Source organism: Paractinoplanes tereljensis, from assembly GCF_016862435.1.
Taxonomy (GTDB): Bacteria; Actinomycetota; Actinomycetes; order Mycobacteriales; family Micromonosporaceae; genus Actinoplanes; species Actinoplanes tereljensis.
The window spans coordinates 294695-312482 of record NZ_BOMY01000050.1 but is presented as its reverse complement, the minus strand read 5'-3'; the positions used below and the strand labels follow the sequence as shown (position 1 = coordinate 312482).

The window sequence follows — 17788 nt, the reverse complement described above, 5'->3', positions numbered from 1 at the left end:
GTACAGCGCTGCGGGGTCCCGTCGTGACCGTGCTCGACACGGCGATCGACCCGCGCACCCCCGCCTACCTGGAGAGCCGCGGCGTCGCCCTGGAACGACTCGGCAAGCTCGAGGCGGCGCTCGACGAGGTGCGGGCCGGTGGCGGCGAGAAGGCCGTGACCCGGCACCACGCCCGCGGCAAGCTGCTGCCCCGGGAGCGCGTCGAGATGCTGCTCGACCGGGACAGCCCCTTCCTCGAGCTGTCCCCGGTGGCAGCCTGGGGCACCGAGTTCGCGGTCGGCGCCGGCGTGGTCACCGGGATCGGCGTGGTCGAGGGCGTCGAATGCCTGATCATCGCGACCGACCCCACCCTGGTGCGCAACGTCGTCGACCCGTACCCGGTCGAGAAGATCCGCCGGGCCGCCCGGATCGCCGCGGCCAACCGCCTGCCCCTGATCAACCTGGTCGAGTCGGCCGCCGAGGCCGCCCCGGGCGGGCCGCCGCCCGGCGGTGGCCTGGCCCGCGACCTGGGCCGACTTGCCGCCGACCGGGTGCCCACCTTCTGCGTGGTCTTCGGGCCGATCAACGGCGAGGCCGCCTACCTGCCCGAACTCTCCGACTACACGATCATGGTGCGTGGGCACGCCAAGACGCTCACCATCCAGCCACCGCCGGTGGTCAACGGCAGCGGGCCGACCCCGGCCCCGATCGACCAGTTGGCCGACGACGAGCGGGACGGCCTGCGCCTCGCCCGCCAGTGCGTTCGCCGGCTCAACTGGCGCAAGCGCGGCCCACTGCCGCGCACCTTTCCCCCGGCACCGCCCAAGTACGACCCCGAGGACCTGCTCGCCATCGCCGGTGCGGAGAAGAAGGCCGACCAGGACCCCCGCGAGATCCTCGCCCGGGTGCTGGACGGCAGCGACTTCGACGAGTTCAAGCCGGCCCTGGGCACCGCCCTGATCGCCGGCTGGGGTGAGCTGCACGGTTACCCCATCGGCGTGCTGGCCGGGACCGGTGCGCCGCACTCCCCGGCCGAGACCCAGAAGGCCGTGCACTTCATTCAACTCGCCAACGCCACCGACACCGCCCTGGTGTTCCTCACCGCCCAGTTCGGCCCGGCCGAGATCGAGGCGCTGGCCTACTCAACAGTGCCGCACCTCGCGCTCGACACCGGCCGGGCCGGCGACCCCCGATTCGTATTCAGCTGGCCGGCCGATGAGCCGGCCGGGGGCGATGACGACGGTGTCATCGACCCCCGCGACACCCGTACCGTCCTCGGTCTTTGCCTGTCCGCCGTGCACAGCGCGGTCGTCGAAGGCGCCGGGCACGTCGGTGTGTTCCGATCCGGAAAGGTTGACCAGTGATCCGACGTCTCTTGGTGGCAGACCGTGGGGAGATCGCCCGCCGGGTATTCGCCACGTGCCGCCTGGTCGGCATCGAGACGGTCGCCGTCTACTCCGACGCCGATTCCGACGCGCCGCACGTCAGCGAGGCGGACTACGCGGTCCGGCTGGACGGCGGCACCCCCGCCGCCGCGTACCTGCGCGGCGACCTGATCATCACGGCCGCGCAGCGGACCGGTGCGAACGCCATCCATCCGGGTAACGGCCTGCTGGCCGAGGATCCCGACTTCGCGGCCGCGGTCGTCGAGGCCGGGATGATCTGGGTGGGCGCGCCGGCCAAGACGCTCGGCGTGCTGCGCAGCAAGAGCGAGACCAAGTCGATTGTCGCCGCGGCCCGGGTGCCGGTGCTGCCGACCTTCACCGACCCGGCCAAGGTGTCCGACTTCCCGGTCCTGATCAAGCCGGACGCCGGGATCGGCGGGGCCGGCATGCGGGTGGTCCGGGATGCCAGCACGCTGGCCGAGGCGGTCGCCTCGACCCGGCGCGAGGTCGGCTGCGACGTCTACTGCGAGCCGTACCTCGAGAACGTGCGGCACATCGAGATCCCGATCCTGGCCGACGAGCACGGCTCGATCGTGCCGTTCGGCGAGCGGGAATGCTCGGTGCAGCGGCACTACCAGCAGATCATCGAGGAGACCCCGTCCCCCGCGGTCGACCCGGGGCTGCGCGAGGAGCTGTGCCGGGCGGCGATCGTCGCGGTCCGGGCGATCGAGTACGTCGGCGCCGGCGCGGTCGAGTTCCTGCTCGACTCCGAGGGCGACTTCTGGTTCCTCGAGCTCACCCCGACCCTGCAGGCCGAGCACGCGGTCACCGAGTGCGTCTCCGGGTACGACCTGGTCCGGCTGCAACTGCTGGTGGCCGAGGGCGGGGTGCTGCCGATGCCGGGGCCGCCGCCGATCCGGGGCCACGCCATAGAGGTACGCATCTGCGCCGAGGACCCGGCGTACGCCTGGCTACCTGCCTCCGGCACCCTGCACCGGTTCGCCGTGCCCGACGTGGCCGGGGTGTTCCGTCCGCTCCCCCAGCCCGGCCTGCGGCTGGACGCCGGGGTCGTGGACGGCTCGATGGTCGGCGTACACCCCGATCCGACCCTGGCCAAGCTGATCGCCTGGGCCCCGACCCGGCAGGAGGCGGCCCGGATGCTGGCCTCCGCGCTGACCCGCACCCAGTTGCACGGCGTGGCCACCAACCGGGACCTGCTGGTGCGGGTGCTGCGGCACCACTCGTTCCGGGCCGGCGAACTGGACACCAACTTCCTCGACCGGCGACCCGAGGTGTTCGCGCCGCTGTTGTCGGCGGTCGACGCCGTACGCATCTCGTGCCTGGCCGCCGCCCTGGCCGGCGCCGCCGGACGGCGTGCCGCGGCCGCCGTGCTCGGGTCTCTTCCGTCCGGCTGGCGCAACGTGCCGTCCGGCTCGCAGACCTCGGTGTACGACGGCCCGGCCGGCCCGGTCGAGGTCGGCTACCGGATGAACCGGCACGGCGAGCTGGCCGCCTGGTGGGTGCGCGCGGTCGACCCCGAGGAGCTGGACCTGGCCGGGCTGGGCCAGGCCCCGGTGTCCGACGACCATCCGCGGACCAGGGTGGTGCAGGCCGACAACGAGCGGGTGGTGCTGGACGTCAACGGCATCCGGCTGACCTTCAACGTGCACCGGGTCGGGGTGGTGTCGTACGTGGACAGCCCGGAGGGCTCGGTCGCGCTGCGTGAGCTGTCCCGCTTCCCGCTGCCGGCCCCGGAGGCGGCCGAGGGCTCGCTGATCGCCCCGCTGCCGGGTGCGGTCCGCCGGGTGCTTGTGGTGCCCGGCCAGCGGGTGCGAGCCGGCGAGCTGCTGCTCACCCTGGAGGCGATGAAGCTCGAGCACCCGGTGCACGCGCCGAGTGCGGGCGTGGTGGCCTCGCTGCCGGTGCATCCGGGCGCCGAGGTCGACACCGGGGAGCTGTTAGCGGTTCTGGATCCCGAGTAGGCCGAGGAACCACCGCTTCTTCGACTGCTTGAGCTGGTGGCGGACGGTAGGGGTGTCGTCGCTCGCCCCGTAGCGGGGCGGCGGCACCTGTGGCCGGGACGGGCCGCCGTCCAGGTCGACCTTGGTGAGCAGGTCGCACAGCTGCTCGGCGGTGGGCCGGGAGGCCGGGTCGTTGTCCATGCCGTAACGCAGCACCTGGGTCAGTTCCGGCGGCACCCCCGGCAGCTCGGGGATCGGCCGGTGGAAGAGCTCCATCAGGGTGATCAGGCTGGGGCTGCGGTCGGCGTCCCAGCGCGGCGGCGCGCCGCGCATCACCGCGTAGAGCGTGGCGCACAGCGCGTAGACGTCGACCGCGCCGGACGGGCTGTCGTGCCGGAACGACTCGGGCGGCGCGTAGGCCGGGGTGAGCACCTCGAGGTTGACCGAGGAGTCGCGCATCTCGCCCAGCACGGCCAGGCCGAAGTCGGCCAGGACCGCCGAGTTGAAGTGCGAGTAGAGGATGTTGGCCGGTTTCACGTCGCGGTGCAGCACGCCGTTGGCGTGCGAGTGCACCAGCGCGTCGGCGATCTTCATGCCCAGGTCGCGGGCCTCGGCCGGGCCCAGCGGGGAGATGCGCATGCGATCCAGGTACGACCCGTCGCACAGCTCCATGATCAAGTAAGGGTGCTGGTCGACGGTGACCCCGACGTCGAACAGGTCGACCACGTGCGGATGCGACGACATCTTGCCGGCCGCCCGGGCCTCGCGCAGAAAGCGAGCCTGGTCACGATTGCTCTCCAGGCGCCGGTTTTCCATCTTGATGGCGACCTCGCGGCCGACCGAATCCTGGGTGGCGCGGTAGACCGTGGCGTGTCCACCCCGCGCCATGACCGACAAACCAGACATCCCTGGCACGTAGGGGGTCGGCACCGGTCCTGGCGGGGTTCCCGTCATGTCACAGAACTTACGCGCTCATCATCCGGGCACGTCGGACGCGTAGGCGACAGTTTCCGGTTCGATCCCGGCGGACGCCAAAGTCGCCCGCAACTCCTCGGCCGCGACCCGTTCGCTGGCCTGCTCGGTCGAGTAGGCCAGCAGCACGGCCTCCTCGGCCGCCTCGGCCGCTTCCTCGCACCGGTCGGCGGCGGCCAGCACCCGGGCGCGCACCATCGCGGCCAGCACCCCGCTGCGGACGTCTTCCGACTCGGCCGCGCGGGCCCGCTCGATCCAGTTCAGCGCCTCGTCGACGCGACCGTCGGCGAGCAGGGCCGACGCGTACGCGGTGAGGGCGTGCCGCCGGGAGAAGAGCAGCGACGGCGCACCGGTGTCGCTGGCGATCGGCGCGAGCAGCCCGATCGCGGTGGCCGCGTCGCCCGACCGGGTGCGCGCCTCGGCCAGCAGCACCCGCGGCCCGACCTGGGCCGGCGCGAGCGGGTTGTGCGGTTCGACCGCGGCGATCACCCGGCGCGCGTCTTCCTCGGCCAGCGCCAGGTCGCCACGGTGCATCGAGACGAAGCCGCGCAGCGTGCCGGCCATCCCGAGCAGCAGCGGGTGCCCGGTCCGGTCGGCGTACCCCACCGCGTCGGTGAGCAGGTCGAAGGCGTGGTCGAACTCGCCCAGCCCGCGGGCTATCGCGCCGCGCACCACAAGCGCGAGCCCGCGGCCCCAGTCGTCGCTGACCGCGTTGAAGTCGCGGTAGGCCCGCCGAGCCTCGCCGTCCGCCTCGCCCAGCTCGCCGAGCTCACTGGACGCGTACGCCTCGACGGCGCGCAGCGTGCCCACCGCCCAGGCCTCGCCGACCCGGTCGCCGAAGGGCAGGAAGACCCGGGCCAGCCGGCGGGATTCCTCCAGGCGCCCGGCCAGCAGCCGGGCGAACGCCGTGGTGCCGCGCAGCCAGGACCGGCCGACCGGGTCGCCGAGCTCGGCGAAGAGCCGGGCCGCCCGGCCGAGCACCGCGTCGGTGCCGGCGAAGTCCCCGCGGGTGGTGGTCACCCAGGCCAGATTTTGCAGCGCCCAGGCCTGGCCGTGCCGGTCACCGGCGGCCAGGGTCACCTGGTAGGCCGCCGCGAACCGGCTGCTGGCCTGGCTGAGCCGGCCGGCCAGGAAGTCGGCCATGCCGAGCCGGCGCATCGCGTTGGCCCGCTCCGGCAGCAACTCGGCCTCGGTGGCCACGTCGAGCGCTTCCTGCCAGGCCGTCACGGCCTGACCGGTGTCACCCAGCGCCTCCTGCGCGCGGCCCACCACCAGCAGCGCCTCGGCCCGGCAGACCGGTTCCTCGCTGGAGTTCTCGGCGATCTTCTCGCCGTACGCCAGGGCTTCCTCGGCGCGGCCCAGGCGCAGCAGCGCCCGGGCGTGCACCAGTTGGTCGGCCAGCGGCAGGTCTTCCTTGGCCAGGACCGCGGCGCGTTCCGCGTATTCGATCGAGGCGGCCGGTTCGATGTTGGCCAGCGCCCGCCGGGCCAGCCGGCCGAGCGCCGCGACGCCGAGCGGGGCCACGTCGCGCACCGCGGCCTCGGGCCGCAGCCGCACCTGGTCGGCCAGCTCGACCGCGCACTCGGCGTGGGTGGCGACGAACGCGTCCCGTTCGTTCTCGGTGAGGCTCAGGCGGCTCGCGCCGTCGTAACCGAGCCGCTCGATGGTCTCGGGGGCGGCCCAGTTGGCCAGGTATGCATGCCGGTCGGCGAGGTCGGCCTTGCCGATGCCGGAATAGGCGGCCTCCCGCATCAGCGGGGTGGTGAACGCGTAGCCGCCGCGGGCCCGGTGCAGCATGCGGCGCTGCAGCAACTCGTCGATCGAGCGTTCCAGCTCGACCGCGGCCACCGCGCCGGGCCGCGCGTCGCTGGCCGCCCGCCGCTCGCGCAGCGCCTCGATCACGCCGGTCGGCACGGTGTCGCCGACCACGGCCGCGTCGCGCAGCACCGCGCGCGGCTCGGCCGGCAGCGCGTCGATCCGGGCCGCCAGCACCGCGGCCAGGTCGCGGGAGAGCAACTGGCTGCCGAGCGAACCGGCCGCCAGCTGCCACTTGCCGGCCGCGTTGGCCCCGATCGCCGGGGTGAGCGCGCCGCGCTCCATCAGCAGCGTGACCATCTCGGCCAGGTAGAACGGGTTGCCCTGGGCGGTGGCCAGCAGCCGGTCGTTGTCCGGCTGGGGCAGCTTGCCGCCGTTGAGATAGGAGGTGAGCAGCCGGGACGCGTCGGCACCGCGCAGCGGCGGCAGCGAGTGCACCTCGGCGTCGGCGAGCCGGGTCAGCGCGCCGGCCGTGCGCACCAGCTCGGGCCGGCCCAGCAGGAGCACCACCACCGGGCCCTCGAGCAGCGAGAGGGTGCGGCCGAGAGCGTCCACCGTCGACGCGGTCGCGTCGTGCAGGTCGTCCACGATGACCACCAGCGGCGTTTCGGCGGCCAGCGCGGTGAGCAGCTCGGCCACCGCCCCGGAGACCGCGTCGGCGTCGAGCCGCTTGGCCGAGGGCTGCCAGTCGGCCGGAGCGGCCGGCCCGACCGGGTTGGCCGGTGCCTCGCCGTAACCGAGCAGGGCCAGCAGCCGGTCGATGTCGAGCGTGACCGGCCCCAGCCGGTTGGCCAGCTTGCGCAGCCGCTCCTCGACCACCACCCGGCCGACCGTGGACACCACGTCCTTGGGCAGGCCGACGGACTTGCGGACCAGGTCGGCCAGCGGTGCGTAGCGGCGGCGCTCGCCGAACGCGCGGCACCGCACCCGCAGCACCCGGGCACCGGTGTGCGCCGCGTACCGTCCGCCGGCGCCCACGTCGTAGCCGGCGGCGAGCCGCTTGACCTCGCCCGCGAACCGGGATTTGCCGATGCCGGCCTCGGCCGTCATCACCATGACCCGCGACGTGCCGGAGTCGATCGCCTCGGCGAGCCGGCCGGACACCCGGCCCAGCTCGGTCTCCCGGCCCACGAACGGTGCCTCGTCGCCGAGACCCGACCGGGTGCCGGGGGCGTCGTGCAGGCCGAGCAGCTCGAACGCCGGCACCGGCTCCCGCTTGCCCTTGAGCCGCAGCGGGCGCAGCTGCCGCCAGGAGGCGACGTGCCGGGTGCCACCGCTGGTGCGCGAGCCGGCGTAGACCGCGCCGACCGCGGCCGCGTCGGCGAACCGGGCGGCGGTGTTCACGGTGTCGCCGATGACCGTGTATTCGATGCCGGCCTGGATGCCGGCCACCACGTCGCCGGTGTTCACGCCGATCCGCAGACCGAGCGGGGCGCCGCCGCCCCGCTCGTCGTCCAGCACGCGGCGGACCGCACGCTGCATGCTCAAGGCCGCGCGCACCGCCCGCTCGGCGTCGTCCTCATGGGCCACCGGGGCGCCGAAGACCGCCATGATCCCGTCGCCGGTCAGCTTGTCGACATGCCCGCCGAAGGTCTTCACCGCACCGGCCAGGGCGGCCAGCACCCGGTCGGTCACCGCGCCGACCCGTTCCGGGTCGAGGTCTTCGGACCACGAGGTGAAGTCGGACAGGTCACCGAAGAGCACGGTGACGATGCGCCGCTCGGCGGCGGGCAGGCTGGCCGCGGCCGGAAGGGCGGCGCCGCAGTTGTGGCAGAAGCGGGCGCCGGGCACGGCGACGGTTCCACACACTGGGCAGGTCACAGCCCATCCAACCCGTCGGCCCTTGTTCCTGATTCCCGATTTCTGTGACGGAGGTAATCGAGCTGCGCTTTGGCCGAGAAGATCGCCGCAAACCGGATGGCTGGCTCGATGTCCGGATAAACGAGATCAACAACCTGTTCCGGGGTCTCCGCGCCGGCCGCAATGGCCGCCTCGACCTGGGCAAGCCGCTCTCGCCGATGATCGAGATAACCCCGCGCAAGAACGGCCACGTCGTCCTGCGCCGGGCCATGACCAGGCAACATCAAAACATGTGGGTACGCCGTGAGCGTCTCGAGACTCGACAGGTACGAGCCCAGATCGCCGTCCGGGGCCGCCACTACGGTCGAGCCACGGCCGAGAATCGTATCTCCGGTGAACATCGCCCGGGTATTCCCGTGTTCGATCAGAAAACACACGGAATCAGCAGTGTGTCCGGGAGTGTCGATTTTCTGCAGATGGAGGCCATCGCTGACGTCGAGGTGCCCATCGAAGGGCTCGCCATGCTCGGCATCGGCCGCCAGCACCGGGGTTCCACCGAGCAGGCCGGACAGCCGGGCCGCGCCCTCGACATGGTCATAGTGACCGTGCGTAATCAGAATGGAGCGAAAGGGGCCGTATTCGGCGATCCTGGCCAGGTGCGACTCGTCCAGCGGACCGGGGTCGATCACCACGCCGAAGGTCTCGCCGGGCGCGCGCAGCACCCACGTGTTGGTGCCGTCAAGCGTCATCGGTCCGGGGTTCGGGGCGCGCAGCAGCGTCACCCAGCCCGGCAGGCCGTCGTCCGCAGCACCCCCCATGCACGAAATCGTACGTCGTGCATGGGGGTTGAGCCGAGGACCGGATGTGCGATCTCAGCCGCCGCTCAGGTCACGCTGAGCAACCTTTCTACTGAACCTCGGCGATGACCTCGACCTCGACCGGCGCATTCAGCGGAAGTTCAGCCACGCCGACCGCGCTGCGCGCGTGCGTGCCCTGCTCACCGAGAACGTCGCCGAACAGGTTGGAGGCCCCGTTGATCACGACCGGCTGACCGGTGAAACCGGGAGCCGACGCCACGAACCCGGTCACCTTGACGATCTTCACGAGCCGGCCGAGGCCGACCAGCGACTCGATCGCGGCCAGCGCGTTCAGGGCACAGATCCGAGCCAGGTCGGCACCCTGCTCGGCGGTCACCTCGGCGCCCACCTTGCCGGTCGCGGCGAGCTTGCCCTCGACCATCGGGAGCTGCCCCGAGACGTACACGTAATTGCCGGATTGAACCGCCGGCAGATAGGCCGCCACCGGCGGAACCACCGGCGGCAGCGTCAGGCCGAGCTCGGCCAGCCGCTCGTACGCGTCGACGCCGCCCTCGCCCGCAAGCGGCGTGGTCACGACTTCGGCCGCTTCATATATGCGATCAGTTGCTCCGGGTTCGGTCCGGGAACGACCTGGACCAGCTCCCAGCCGTCCTCGCCCCAGTTGTCGAGGATCTGCTTGGTCGCGTGGACCAGCAGGGGCACGGTCACGTACTCCCACTTCTGCATCGCCTGCATACTCCCTAATCGTCGGGTACCGGGCCAGCTTAGGGCCCGCGCGAGGGTCCGCTTGGTTAGGCTGATACCTACCGAAAGAGATCACGGAGGGCGACATGACGCACGCGCAGGGCGGCTACCCGGGTAACCCGGAGCCCGCACCCGTGCCGTCGCCCGGCGCCGACTTCATCGACGCCCCGCCGGAGGCGTCCCCCGGCGCGTGGCCGCCCCCGGGCGCATACCCCGACGAGGCGCCCACCGCGAGCATGCCGGTGGTCCCGGCCGAGCACACCCCGGACGAGTACACCCAGGTGATCGCGCCGGCCGCGCCGTGGCACGCCCAGCACGAGGCGCCCGGCCAGTGGCAGACCCAGCCGCCGGAAAATGCGGGCTGGCATCAGCCGCAGCCCGAGCCGATCTGGCACACGCCGCCCACCCCGCTCCCGGCCGAGGAGAAGAAAGGCCGCCGAGGCGCGGTCTGGGTGTCCCTGGCGCTCGCCGCCACCCTGCTGCTCTGCGCCGGCGGTGCGGTGTCCGCCTATTTCCTGCTGCGCGACGCCGACAACCCGGGATCGCCCGACCCGGCCACCGCGGTCAACCGCTTCCTGACCGCCGTCTACACCCAGCAGGACGCGTCCGCCGCCGACGATCTGGTCTGCCGGGAGGCCCGCGACCAGACGAAACTCGCCGACCGGGTGGCCGAGATCAAAAGCTATTCGGACGGCTACACCGACCCGGTCTACCGGTGGGAGGAGCCGACCGTGTCCAGCTCCGGGGAAGACCGCGCCCTGGTGTCGGTGCAGCTCACCCTGTCTACCGCCGACGAGAAGACCGCCAAACAAGACCTCGAGTTCACGGTGATCCGCAAGACCGGCTGGCTGGTCTGCGAAGTGGCCGGCTGACCCCTGGTCGTACCGTGGATGTCATGGGCGAGCACGTCAACAACAAATGGCCGGCACGGCTGCACGTCGTCACCGGCAAGGGTGGCACCGGCAAGACCACGGTGGCCGCCGCGCTCGCGCTCGGCCTGGCCGCGGGCGGGCGCCGCACGCTGCTCGTCGAGGTCGAGGGCCGGCAGGGCATCGCCCAGCTCTTCGAGGTCGAGCCGTTGCCCTACAAGGAGTTGCGGATCGCCCAGGTGGCCGGCGGTGGTGACGTGCGTGCGCTGGCCGTGGACCCGGAGGAAGCCCTCCTCGAATATCTGGACATGTTCTACCACCTGGGCGCGGCCGGCCGGGCGCTGCGCAAGGTGGGCGCCATCGACTTCGCCACCACCATCGCGCCGGGCCTGCGCGACGTGCTGCTCACCGGCAAGGTCAAGGAGGCGACCACCCGCTCCCAGGACGGCAGGCGCATCTACGACGCCGTGGTGCTGGACGCGCCGCCCACCGGCCGGATCGGCCGCTTCCTGAACGTCACGGCCGAGACCGCGAAGCTCGCCAAGATGGGCCCGATCAAGACGCAGAGCGACGGCGTGGCCTCCCTGTTGCGCTCGCCGATCACCTCGGTGCACGTGGTCACCCTGCTCGAGGAGATGCCGGTGCAGGAGACCTTGGACGCCATCGCCGAGCTGCAGGCGCTGAACATCTCGGTCGGCCGGATCATCGTGAACAACGCCCGCCCGGCGCTGCTCGCCACCGGCAAGGTGACCAAGGCCGAGCTCAAACGGGGTCTGGCCGAGGCCGGGCTGCCGACCGACGCGACCACCGTCAACGGGCTGGCGGCCGAGGCGAAGGCCTATCTCACCCGGCGTGAGCTGGAGGAGTCGCTGCGCGCCGAGCTGGCCGAGGCCGGCCGGCCGGTGATCGAATTGCCGCTGCTCCCGGGTGGCATCGACCGTGACGCACTGGACGAGCTTGCTTCGTCACTCATGCAGGCGTGACCGGTTACGCCTCAGTACGCTCGAATGGTGCCCCTACCGCAAGACACCCCTCGCCTCGACGTGGACGGTCTGCTCGCTGACCCGTCCACCCGGATCATCGTGTGCTGCGGCGCGGGTGGGGTCGGCAAGACGACCACCGCGGCCGCTCTCGGCGTGCGGGCGGCCGAGGTGCACGGGCGCCGCACGGTGGTGCTGACCATCGACCCGGCCCGCCGGCTGGCCCAGTCGATGGGGCTCAGCGAGCTCGACAACACTCCCCGCCAGGTCAAGGGCATCGACGCCGAGAACGGCGGCGAGCTGCACGCGATGATGCTCGACATGAAGCGCACCTTCGACGAGGTGGTGCAGCAGCACACCACGCCGCAGCGCGCCGCCGAGATCTTCGCGAACCCGTTCTACCAGGCCATGAGCTCGACCTTCGCCGGCACCCAGGAATACATGGCGATGGAGAAACTGGGTCAGCTGCGGGCCACCGACGAGTGGGACCTGATCGTGGTGGACACCCCGCCGTCCCGGTCGGCGCTCGACTTCCTGGACGCGCCGGCCCGCCTGTCCCGCTTCCTGGACGGCCGGATGCTGCGCCTGCTGCTGGCCCCGGCGCGCTCCGGCAAGAGCATGTTCAGCCTGGTCACCGCCTCGTTCGGGCTGTTCTCCCGGGCCGTGCAAAAGGTCCTGGGCGCCCAGCTGCTGACCGACCTGTCGGGCTTCGTGGCGGCGCTCGACTCGATGTTCGGCGGCTTCCGGCATCGCGCCGACGAGACGTACCGCATCCTGCAGGACCCGCAGACCTCGTTCCTGCTGGTCGCGGCCCCGGAACGGGACGCGGTCCGGGAGGTGGCCTACTTCGCGGAACGCCTGGTGGCGGAGAAGATGCCGCTCGGCGGGCTGGTGCTCAACCGGATGCACGATTCGGCCGCCTCGTCACTGTCCGTGCAACGCAGCGAGGAGGCCGCGGACGTTCTCGCGGCGATCGGCGACCAGCAGATGACCTCGGACGCGCTCCGGGTGCATGCCGCGCTGATGCGGCAGACCGAACGGGAAGTGCGAGTGGCCGCCAATTTCACCGACGAGTTCCCGTCGGTCCCGTCGGTGGCGGTCACTGCGCAGCCCGCCGACGTTCATGACGTCGACGGGCTGCGGACGATCGGCGCATTGCTCGCCGGCCATACCGGCTGAGTTCAGCGGGTCGGAACGAGCACCTTGTCGGCGTTCTTCTCGCGCAGCGCGGCCTCGAACATCTTCCGCCAGCTCGCCACGTGCGGGTGGCGGCGCAGCAGGGCTCGCCGCTCCCGTTCCGTCATACCGCCCCAGACGCCGAACTCGATCCGGTTGTCCAGGGCATCGGCGAGGCACTCGTAGCGGACCGGGCAGCTGCGGCAGATCCTCTTCGCCACGTTCTGCTCGGCGCCCTGCACGAACAGCGCGTCAGGGTCGCCACTCTGACATGCCGCCATGCTCGGCCAGTCGCTGATCATCCCCATCTGTACACGTCCCCCCTTGCGTTCACCCCCTGACGCCTGCTGGCTTATGTCCCCCCAAGCACTGCAGACGTCCCGCGATAGCTCGCCGCACCATCATGCTCTGTAGTCGGGCGATTACGCAACGTTGTCCCTCAAATACTCACAGGCCGGGACTATCGGATCTACCTGGGCAAAGGCCTCGACTCAGTTGTCGCAAACATCGGCCGAAGCGGTCTTTAACGGGGCACAATGATTCGGGGTTCTCCACGGGTGACCTCGCACGCTCTTCGCGTACCCTGCTCAGGTGACCTCCTGGATGCGCAGACGCGATCACAACATCTTCGCCAATGCGACGTCGTTGCTGATCTGCGGATTACTCGCCGGCGTCGTCGTCGCGGCCGCCGCTTTCCCCGCCGCCGCGATGTCCGGGCTGGCCGCGAAAGCCGGCGGCCAGACGTTCGCCGACCTGCCCAGTGAGCTCAAGGACTTCAGCTCCCCGCAGATCACGCGCATCTATGCGTCCGACAACAAGACCCAGGTGGCGCAGTTCTACGACGAGTTCCGCAGCGACGTACCGCTGAAGGACATGTCGAAGTACATGCCGGCGGCGATCATCGCGGCCGAGGACCGAGAGTTTTACCACCACAACGGCGTCGACCTCAAGGGCGTCGCCCGCGCGATGGTCAGCAACAACAACGGCAAGTCCAAGCAGGGCGCCTCGACCATCACCATGCAGTGGGTGCGCATGTCGCTGGCCTACTCCGCGACCAACCCGCAAGAGGTGGTCGACGCGACCAAGGACACGCCGAAGCGCAAGATCACCGAGATGAAGTACGCGCTTCAGGTCGAGAAGGAACTCTCCAAGGACCAGATCGTCGAGCGCTACCTGAACATCGCGCCGTTCGGCAACCAGGCGTACGGCGTTTTCGCCGCCAGCCAGATCTACTTCAACAAGAAGCCGAAGGACCTGACGATCGGCCAGGCCGCGATGCTGGCCGGCATGGTCAAGGCGCCGACCAGCTTCAACCCCACCAGCCAGGAGGGGTACGACCAGATCCTCCAGCGCCGCAACAACTACGTCATCCCCGGCATGGTCGAGATGGGCGTCATCACCCAGGCCGAGGCCGACAAGGCGATGAAGGAAGCCATCCCGCGCCAGGTCAAGCCGGTGGGCAACGGCTGTGTCTCGGTCGCCAAGAACGCCTGGGGCTTCTTCTGCGACTACTTCTACCGCTGGTGGATGGGCCGCGAGGAGTTCGGCGAGACGGTGTACGACCGGGAGCGTCGCCTAAAGAGCGGCGGCTACCGCATCACCACGACGATGGACATCAAGGCGCAGGACGCGGCCCGCAAGAACATCAACGACAAGATCTCCGACAAGGACAAGGACGCCCTACTGGTGGCCGCGGTCGAGCCCGGCGACGGCAAGGTGCGCGCGCTGGCGGCCAACCGCCGCTACAAGCTGGACGACCCGTCCAACCCGCAGAACAAGCTGTCGTCCGACCCGAAGAAAGCAGCCAAGGGCGTCCGGGGCACCTACCCCAACACGACGAACCCGCTGCTGAGCGGCGGCGGCGACATCACCGGTTACCAGGCCGGCTCGGTGTTCAAGATGTTCACCATGGTCGCCGCCCTGGAAAAGGGCTATCCCCTCGGCTACACGATCAACGCTCCGAAGCAGTACAAGTCGGGCTACATCATCGACTCGAGCAACCCATCGGCCTGCAACGGCACCCACTTCTGGTGCCCCGGCAACGCGGGCGAGGGCGAAGCCGGCGTCTACAACATGTGGACCGGCTTCGGTAACTCGGTGAACACGTTCTTCGTGCCCCTGGAGGAGCGGGTAGGAGCCGAGAACGTGGTCGCGGTGGCCAAACGCTTCGGCGTCCAGTTCCGCGTCTCCTACCCCGACGCCCAGTTCGCGAACGACCCGGTGTCGGCCAACCAGTGGGGCGCCTTCACCCTGGGCGTCTCGGCCTCAACCCCGCTGGACATGGCCAACGCGTACGCCACCCTGGCCGGTGACGGCATGTATTGCGAGCCCACCCCCATCGAGCAGATCGCCAGCCAGAACGGCGAAAAGCTGGACGTAGGCAAGTCCCACTGCATCCGAGCCACCAGCAAGGACGTCGCGCGTGCGGCCCTGGACGCGGCCCGCTGCCCCGTAGGCGACTCGGCCCAGCTGGGCCAGTGCCACGGCACCACGGCCGGCCAGACCCGAGGCGAGGTAAAGCACCCAGTCTTCGGCAAGACCGGCACCACCGACCACGACAAGACGGCCGCCCTGATCGCCGGCACCACGTCCCTGGTGGTGGCGGGCTACTTGGTAAACCCGGATTACCAGGACCACCCCGACCGCATGTCCCACGGCATCGTGAACCCGGCGGTCTGGAACACCCTTGGCGACTTCATGGAAGGCAAGCCCAAGGTCCAGTTCAAGACCCCAGAAAACAAGAAGATCGCGGTAGGCGACCAGCGCTCGATCCCGGATGTCACTTGCGACTCGATCGACAGCGCCAGAAGCCGCCTGGAGGGCGCAGGCTTCGACGTAACGGTAGGCGGCGAAACGGACTCTTCCTGCCCCGCCGGAACCGCAGCCGGCACGAACCCGAGCGGCCGCACCATCAAGGGCGGCGTCGTGGTGATCGAGAAGAGCAACGGCAAGACCAACAAGCCGGAGGAGCCCGCAACCCCCGGCTTGCCCACCGTCACTCCAACCAGACCAAGACGCTAACCAGCGAAAATTAGGAAAGGGCGAGGCCGTTGGCCTCGCCCTTTTGCTGTGCCGTCGTGGTCAGTTCGACTTGAGCGCGTTGAGACGCATCCAGCCGACGCCATCGGCGGCCAAGTCGGTGCCCACCTTGACGTAGGTTTCATCCTCGGCCGCGTTGTAGTGGGTCTCGCAGTACGGGCCCACGACCGTCCCGTTTCGTTCGGACCTCAGGGCGTCCTCGGTCCGGGTCGGGTTGTCGTAGATGCCGGCACTGGGCCACTTCACCTTCCATCGGCAGGTCGCGGTTGAGGCTGTGCCCGTCGCATCCGCTTTCTCGACGGTTCTGAGGTTCCATGTGATGCCGGCCGCGCTGCCGATGAGCGTCACCGCCGCGGCCGCCAACCACCAACGTCGGCGCGGCGCCACCTGGACCGGTTCGGGGCCTGGCTGGCCAGCAAGGTCCGCGCTCGGCCGCGCCGATTTGCGCGCCTGGGCAGCGGCCAGCCGGGCGGCGGCCAACATTTCGTGCCATTCATGATCCGGATGCTTGCCCAGAGCCCGAAGTATCTGTCCGCCGACTTCGTTGGACGGAACCTTGTGACCCTTCAATATTTCAGAAACGTACGACTTCCCACATCCGGCAGATCGCGCAATCGTGTCCAGAGTCGGATTTCCCGCCTCAACACGAATGGAATTCAGGTATTTGGCCGGCCGTAATGCCGTGTCGTCGTCGACCGGCTGATTGTCTGATCGCATGGCTGCTGAGCTGCCCTTTCGTTGTTCGCTATTGAATCCGGACGGGTCCTCGCGAACCGTGCGAACGGTCGCGCGAACAATAGCGAACTCGCGCCACCGCCGTCGCATTGTGGATCATGCATCGGGTCGACCACGGTGTAACTGCCATTGCGAGTTCCGAAAAGGAGATCAGCTACATGCGTAACCGGACCTTACAATTTCCCGCCTTAGCCGGACCTGTCCGAGTCGGGGCGGTTCTGGCGCTTTTCATCGGCTTGTTGTGGGTCATCGCTCCGTCGGCGGAAGCGTCGACCGTCGGCGACAACACGGTGCGTCCGATCAGCCCGGCCCGCTACGACCGGCTCAAGCCGAGCAAGAAGAGGGAGCCGGCCGGCTTCGGCATCAACTGGATCGGAATCAGCTACAAGGCCAACGGCCCGCATGTCGGTTACCTGTTCCCCGGTGATCACTTCGACGTCGAGGTGTTCCGGCCCAACACCGGTAAGAATGCCGCGGTCGACCGCTGGCCGTACGGGTACGCCGGTGGAGGCTTCGGCGGTTGCGCCTTCGCCTACGGCACGCGCCACCTCGCCGCCAAGAAGACGACACGCGCGAAAGGCCGGTGCCCCAAACTGCCGATCAAGACATCGAGCGGCGGCAAGCGGTTCACGTCGAACAAATACGCCGAAGACCGTGACCTGTTCTGCACCGACCACGCCCGCGATCCCCTGTGCACTCCGGCCGGCACCTGGTTCAAGGACCGAAAGGACTCGAAGGCCTGTGAGTCGAGCCCGAAAAGTGCCAGTTGCCGTGCGAGTCAGATCAGAAGAGGGGACCGGGAGGTCCACGCAACGGTCAGTACCAAATGCACCGCATTCGCGAACATCGGCGCCGAAGCTATCTACCGCGCCGGCCGGGCCCGGCCGACCCCCGCGACCGGAGTCGGCACCGTCGGAGCAGGGACGAAGGTCAACGTCCGCTACGTGACCAAGAGCCGCATCGATGCGTACGTCCTGGTAAACCCGCCCGACAAAGTCGTCATCACGCTGGGCCGGCCGGTCATCCGGTGGGTCTTCGTCAAGCGCGACTGCCTCAACCCGGCACCGACCACCCGGACCGCGCCGACCACCGCAGCGGTCCCGACGCAAACGGCCGAAGCCAAGCCCGCGTCCCCCTGCCACTGGAAGGTCGTCTGGCCCAGCGCCGGAGTGTACGAACTCCCCACCCGAGGCAAGCCGCCGCTGAAGACGAAGCACAGCGGCGACGTGGTCGGCCCGTACTGCAACACCCAGCACAACGCCACCGAGAACGAGGCCTACGTCATGGTGAGCACGAAGGCCGCCACCGACGGCATCGGCTGGATGCGCCGAGCCGCCCTGACCCCGGCCGAATCCCACCGATAGCGACAAAGAGGCCCGACCAGCAAAACTGCTGGTCGGGCCCCTTTACTTGGTCGGGGTAGCCGGATTTGAACCGACGGCCTCTTCGTCCCGAACGAAGCGCGCTACCAAGCTGCGCCATACCCCGAGCTGCCAGGAAATACTATCCGACGCC

14 protein-coding genes and 1 tRNA gene are annotated in these 17788 nt (G+C 70.0%); 7 read left to right on the top strand and 8 right to left on the bottom strand.

The annotated features are described in order from the left end of the window. Positions 1-23 precede the first annotated feature (23 nt). Positions 24-1343, top strand: a complete 1320-nt coding sequence (locus Ate02nite_RS39660; protein ID WP_203813037.1) for a carboxyl transferase domain-containing protein — start codon at positions 24-26, stop codon at positions 1341-1343. Continuing rightward, positions 1340-3346 (top strand): ATP-binding protein, encoded by a 2007-nt coding sequence (locus Ate02nite_RS39655; RefSeq protein WP_203813036.1) that lies wholly within the window; start codon positions 1340-1342, stop codon positions 3344-3346. The genes Ate02nite_RS39660 and Ate02nite_RS39655 overlap by 4 nt, the downstream gene beginning before the upstream one ends. Here the strand turns inward: Ate02nite_RS39655 and Ate02nite_RS39650 are convergent. The 5 genes from Ate02nite_RS39650 to sp36 form a co-directional block, all read right to left on the bottom strand. Further along, positions 3323-4279: a serine/threonine-protein kinase gene (locus Ate02nite_RS39650; RefSeq protein ID WP_203813035.1), complete on the bottom strand. Its 957-nt coding sequence runs from the start codon at positions 4277-4279 to the stop codon at positions 3323-3325. The two genes, Ate02nite_RS39655 and Ate02nite_RS39650, sit on opposite strands and share 24 nt — an antisense overlap. A 21-nt stretch (positions 4280-4300) precedes the next feature. After that, positions 4301-7933, bottom strand: a complete 3633-nt coding sequence (locus tag Ate02nite_RS39645) for an adenylate/guanylate cyclase domain-containing protein (RefSeq protein ID WP_203813034.1) — start codon at positions 7931-7933, stop codon at positions 4301-4303. Continuing rightward, the gene (locus Ate02nite_RS39640) at positions 7930-8730 is read right to left on the bottom strand and encodes an MBL fold metallo-hydrolase (RefSeq protein ID WP_239148043.1); all 801 of its coding nucleotides are present in this window, start codon (positions 8728-8730) and stop codon (positions 7930-7932) included. Before Ate02nite_RS39640 ends, Ate02nite_RS39645 begins: the two co-directional genes overlap by 4 nt. A gap of 88 nt (positions 8731-8818) precedes the next feature. Then, positions 8819-9304, bottom strand: coding sequence for a RidA family protein (locus tag Ate02nite_RS39635; protein ID WP_203813033.1), 486 nt, complete (start codon positions 9302-9304; stop codon positions 8819-8821). Then, positions 9301-9456 (bottom strand): Sp36 family protein, encoded by a 156-nt coding sequence (sp36, locus tag Ate02nite_RS39630; RefSeq protein WP_157437327.1) that lies wholly within the window; start codon positions 9454-9456, stop codon positions 9301-9303. Before sp36 ends, Ate02nite_RS39635 begins: the two co-directional genes overlap by 4 nt. A 104-nt stretch (positions 9457-9560) precedes the next feature. On the opposite strand from sp36, the gene Ate02nite_RS39625 reads away from it, so the two are divergent. From Ate02nite_RS39625 to bagB, 3 genes are read left to right on the top strand one after another with little or no spacing between them, the layout of a single operon-like run. Beyond that, a complete protein-coding gene (locus tag Ate02nite_RS39625; protein ID WP_203813032.1) occupies positions 9561-10346 on the top strand; it encodes an Rv0361 family membrane protein in 786 nt (261 codons plus the stop codon). Between the two features lie 23 nt (positions 10347-10369). Beyond that, positions 10370-11326: an ATPase BagA gene (gene bagA, locus Ate02nite_RS39620; RefSeq protein WP_203813031.1), complete on the top strand. Its 957-nt coding sequence runs from the start codon at positions 10370-10372 to the stop codon at positions 11324-11326. 24 nt (positions 11327-11350) lie between these two features. After that, positions 11351-12502 (top strand): ArsA family ATPase, encoded by a 1152-nt coding sequence (bagB, locus tag Ate02nite_RS39615; RefSeq protein WP_203813030.1) that lies wholly within the window; start codon positions 11351-11353, stop codon positions 12500-12502. A gap of 2 nt (positions 12503-12504) precedes the next feature. Here bagB and Ate02nite_RS39610 read toward each other — a convergent pair whose 3' ends face one another. Next, on the bottom strand, positions 12505-12807 hold the full coding sequence (locus Ate02nite_RS39610; RefSeq protein ID WP_203733764.1) for a WhiB family transcriptional regulator: 303 nt from the start codon (positions 12805-12807) through the stop codon (positions 12505-12507). 295 nt (positions 12808-13102) lie between these two features. Here Ate02nite_RS39610 and Ate02nite_RS39605 point away from each other — a divergent pair, with 295 nt between their 5' ends. Beyond that, entirely contained in the window at positions 13103-15520 is a 2418-nt protein-coding gene (locus Ate02nite_RS39605; protein WP_203813029.1) for a transglycosylase domain-containing protein, read from the top strand. A gap of 60 nt (positions 15521-15580) precedes the next feature. Here the strand turns inward: Ate02nite_RS39605 and Ate02nite_RS39600 are convergent, their stop codons facing one another. After that, positions 15581-16363 (bottom strand): helix-turn-helix domain-containing protein, encoded by a 783-nt coding sequence (locus Ate02nite_RS39600; protein WP_203813028.1) that lies wholly within the window; start codon positions 16361-16363, stop codon positions 15581-15583. A gap of 8 nt (positions 16364-16371) precedes the next feature. Here Ate02nite_RS39600 and Ate02nite_RS39595 point away from each other — a divergent pair, with 8 nt between their 5' ends. After that, positions 16372-17637 (top strand): hypothetical protein, encoded by a 1266-nt coding sequence (locus tag Ate02nite_RS39595; protein WP_203813027.1) that lies wholly within the window; start codon positions 16372-16374, stop codon positions 17635-17637. A 47-nt stretch (positions 17638-17684) separates the two neighbouring features. Here the strand turns inward: Ate02nite_RS39595 and Ate02nite_RS39590 are convergent. Then, a tRNA-Pro gene (locus Ate02nite_RS39590) sits at positions 17685-17761 on the bottom strand. Positions 17762-17788: the final 27 nt, after the last annotated feature.

Bases quoted from the DNA above. Each gene is read 5' to 3' on its own strand.
- bagA (WP_203813031.1), top strand. From the start codon at position 10,370: ATGGGCGAGCACGTCAACAACAAATGGCCGGCACGGCTGCACGTCGTC.
- Ate02nite_RS39595 (WP_203813027.1), top strand. From the start codon at position 16,372: ATGCATCGGGTCGACCACGGTGTAACTGCCATTGCGAGTTCCGAAAAG.
- Ate02nite_RS39650 (WP_203813035.1), bottom strand. From the start codon at position 4,279: ATGACGGGAACCCCGCCAGGACCGGTGCCGACCCCCTACGTGCCAGGG.
- sp36 (WP_157437327.1), bottom strand. From the start codon at position 9,456: ATGCAGAAGTGGGAGTACGTGACCGTGCCCCTGCTGGTCCACGCGACC.
- Ate02nite_RS39600 (WP_203813028.1), bottom strand. From the start codon at position 16,363: ATGCGACGGCGGTGGCGCGAGTTCGCTATTGTTCGCGCGACCGTTCGC.
- Ate02nite_RS39640 (WP_239148043.1), bottom strand. From the start codon at position 8,730: ATGGGGGGTGCTGCGGACGACGGCCTGCCGGGCTGGGTGACGCTGCTG.
- Ate02nite_RS39625 (WP_203813032.1), top strand. From the start codon at position 9,561: ATGACGCACGCGCAGGGCGGCTACCCGGGTAACCCGGAGCCCGCACCC.
- Ate02nite_RS39610 (WP_203733764.1), bottom strand. From the start codon at position 12,807: ATGGGGATGATCAGCGACTGGCCGAGCATGGCGGCATGTCAGAGTGGC.
- Ate02nite_RS39605 (WP_203813029.1), top strand. From the start codon at position 13,103: ATGCGCAGACGCGATCACAACATCTTCGCCAATGCGACGTCGTTGCTG.
- bagB (WP_203813030.1), top strand. From the start codon at position 11,351: ATGGTGCCCCTACCGCAAGACACCCCTCGCCTCGACGTGGACGGTCTG.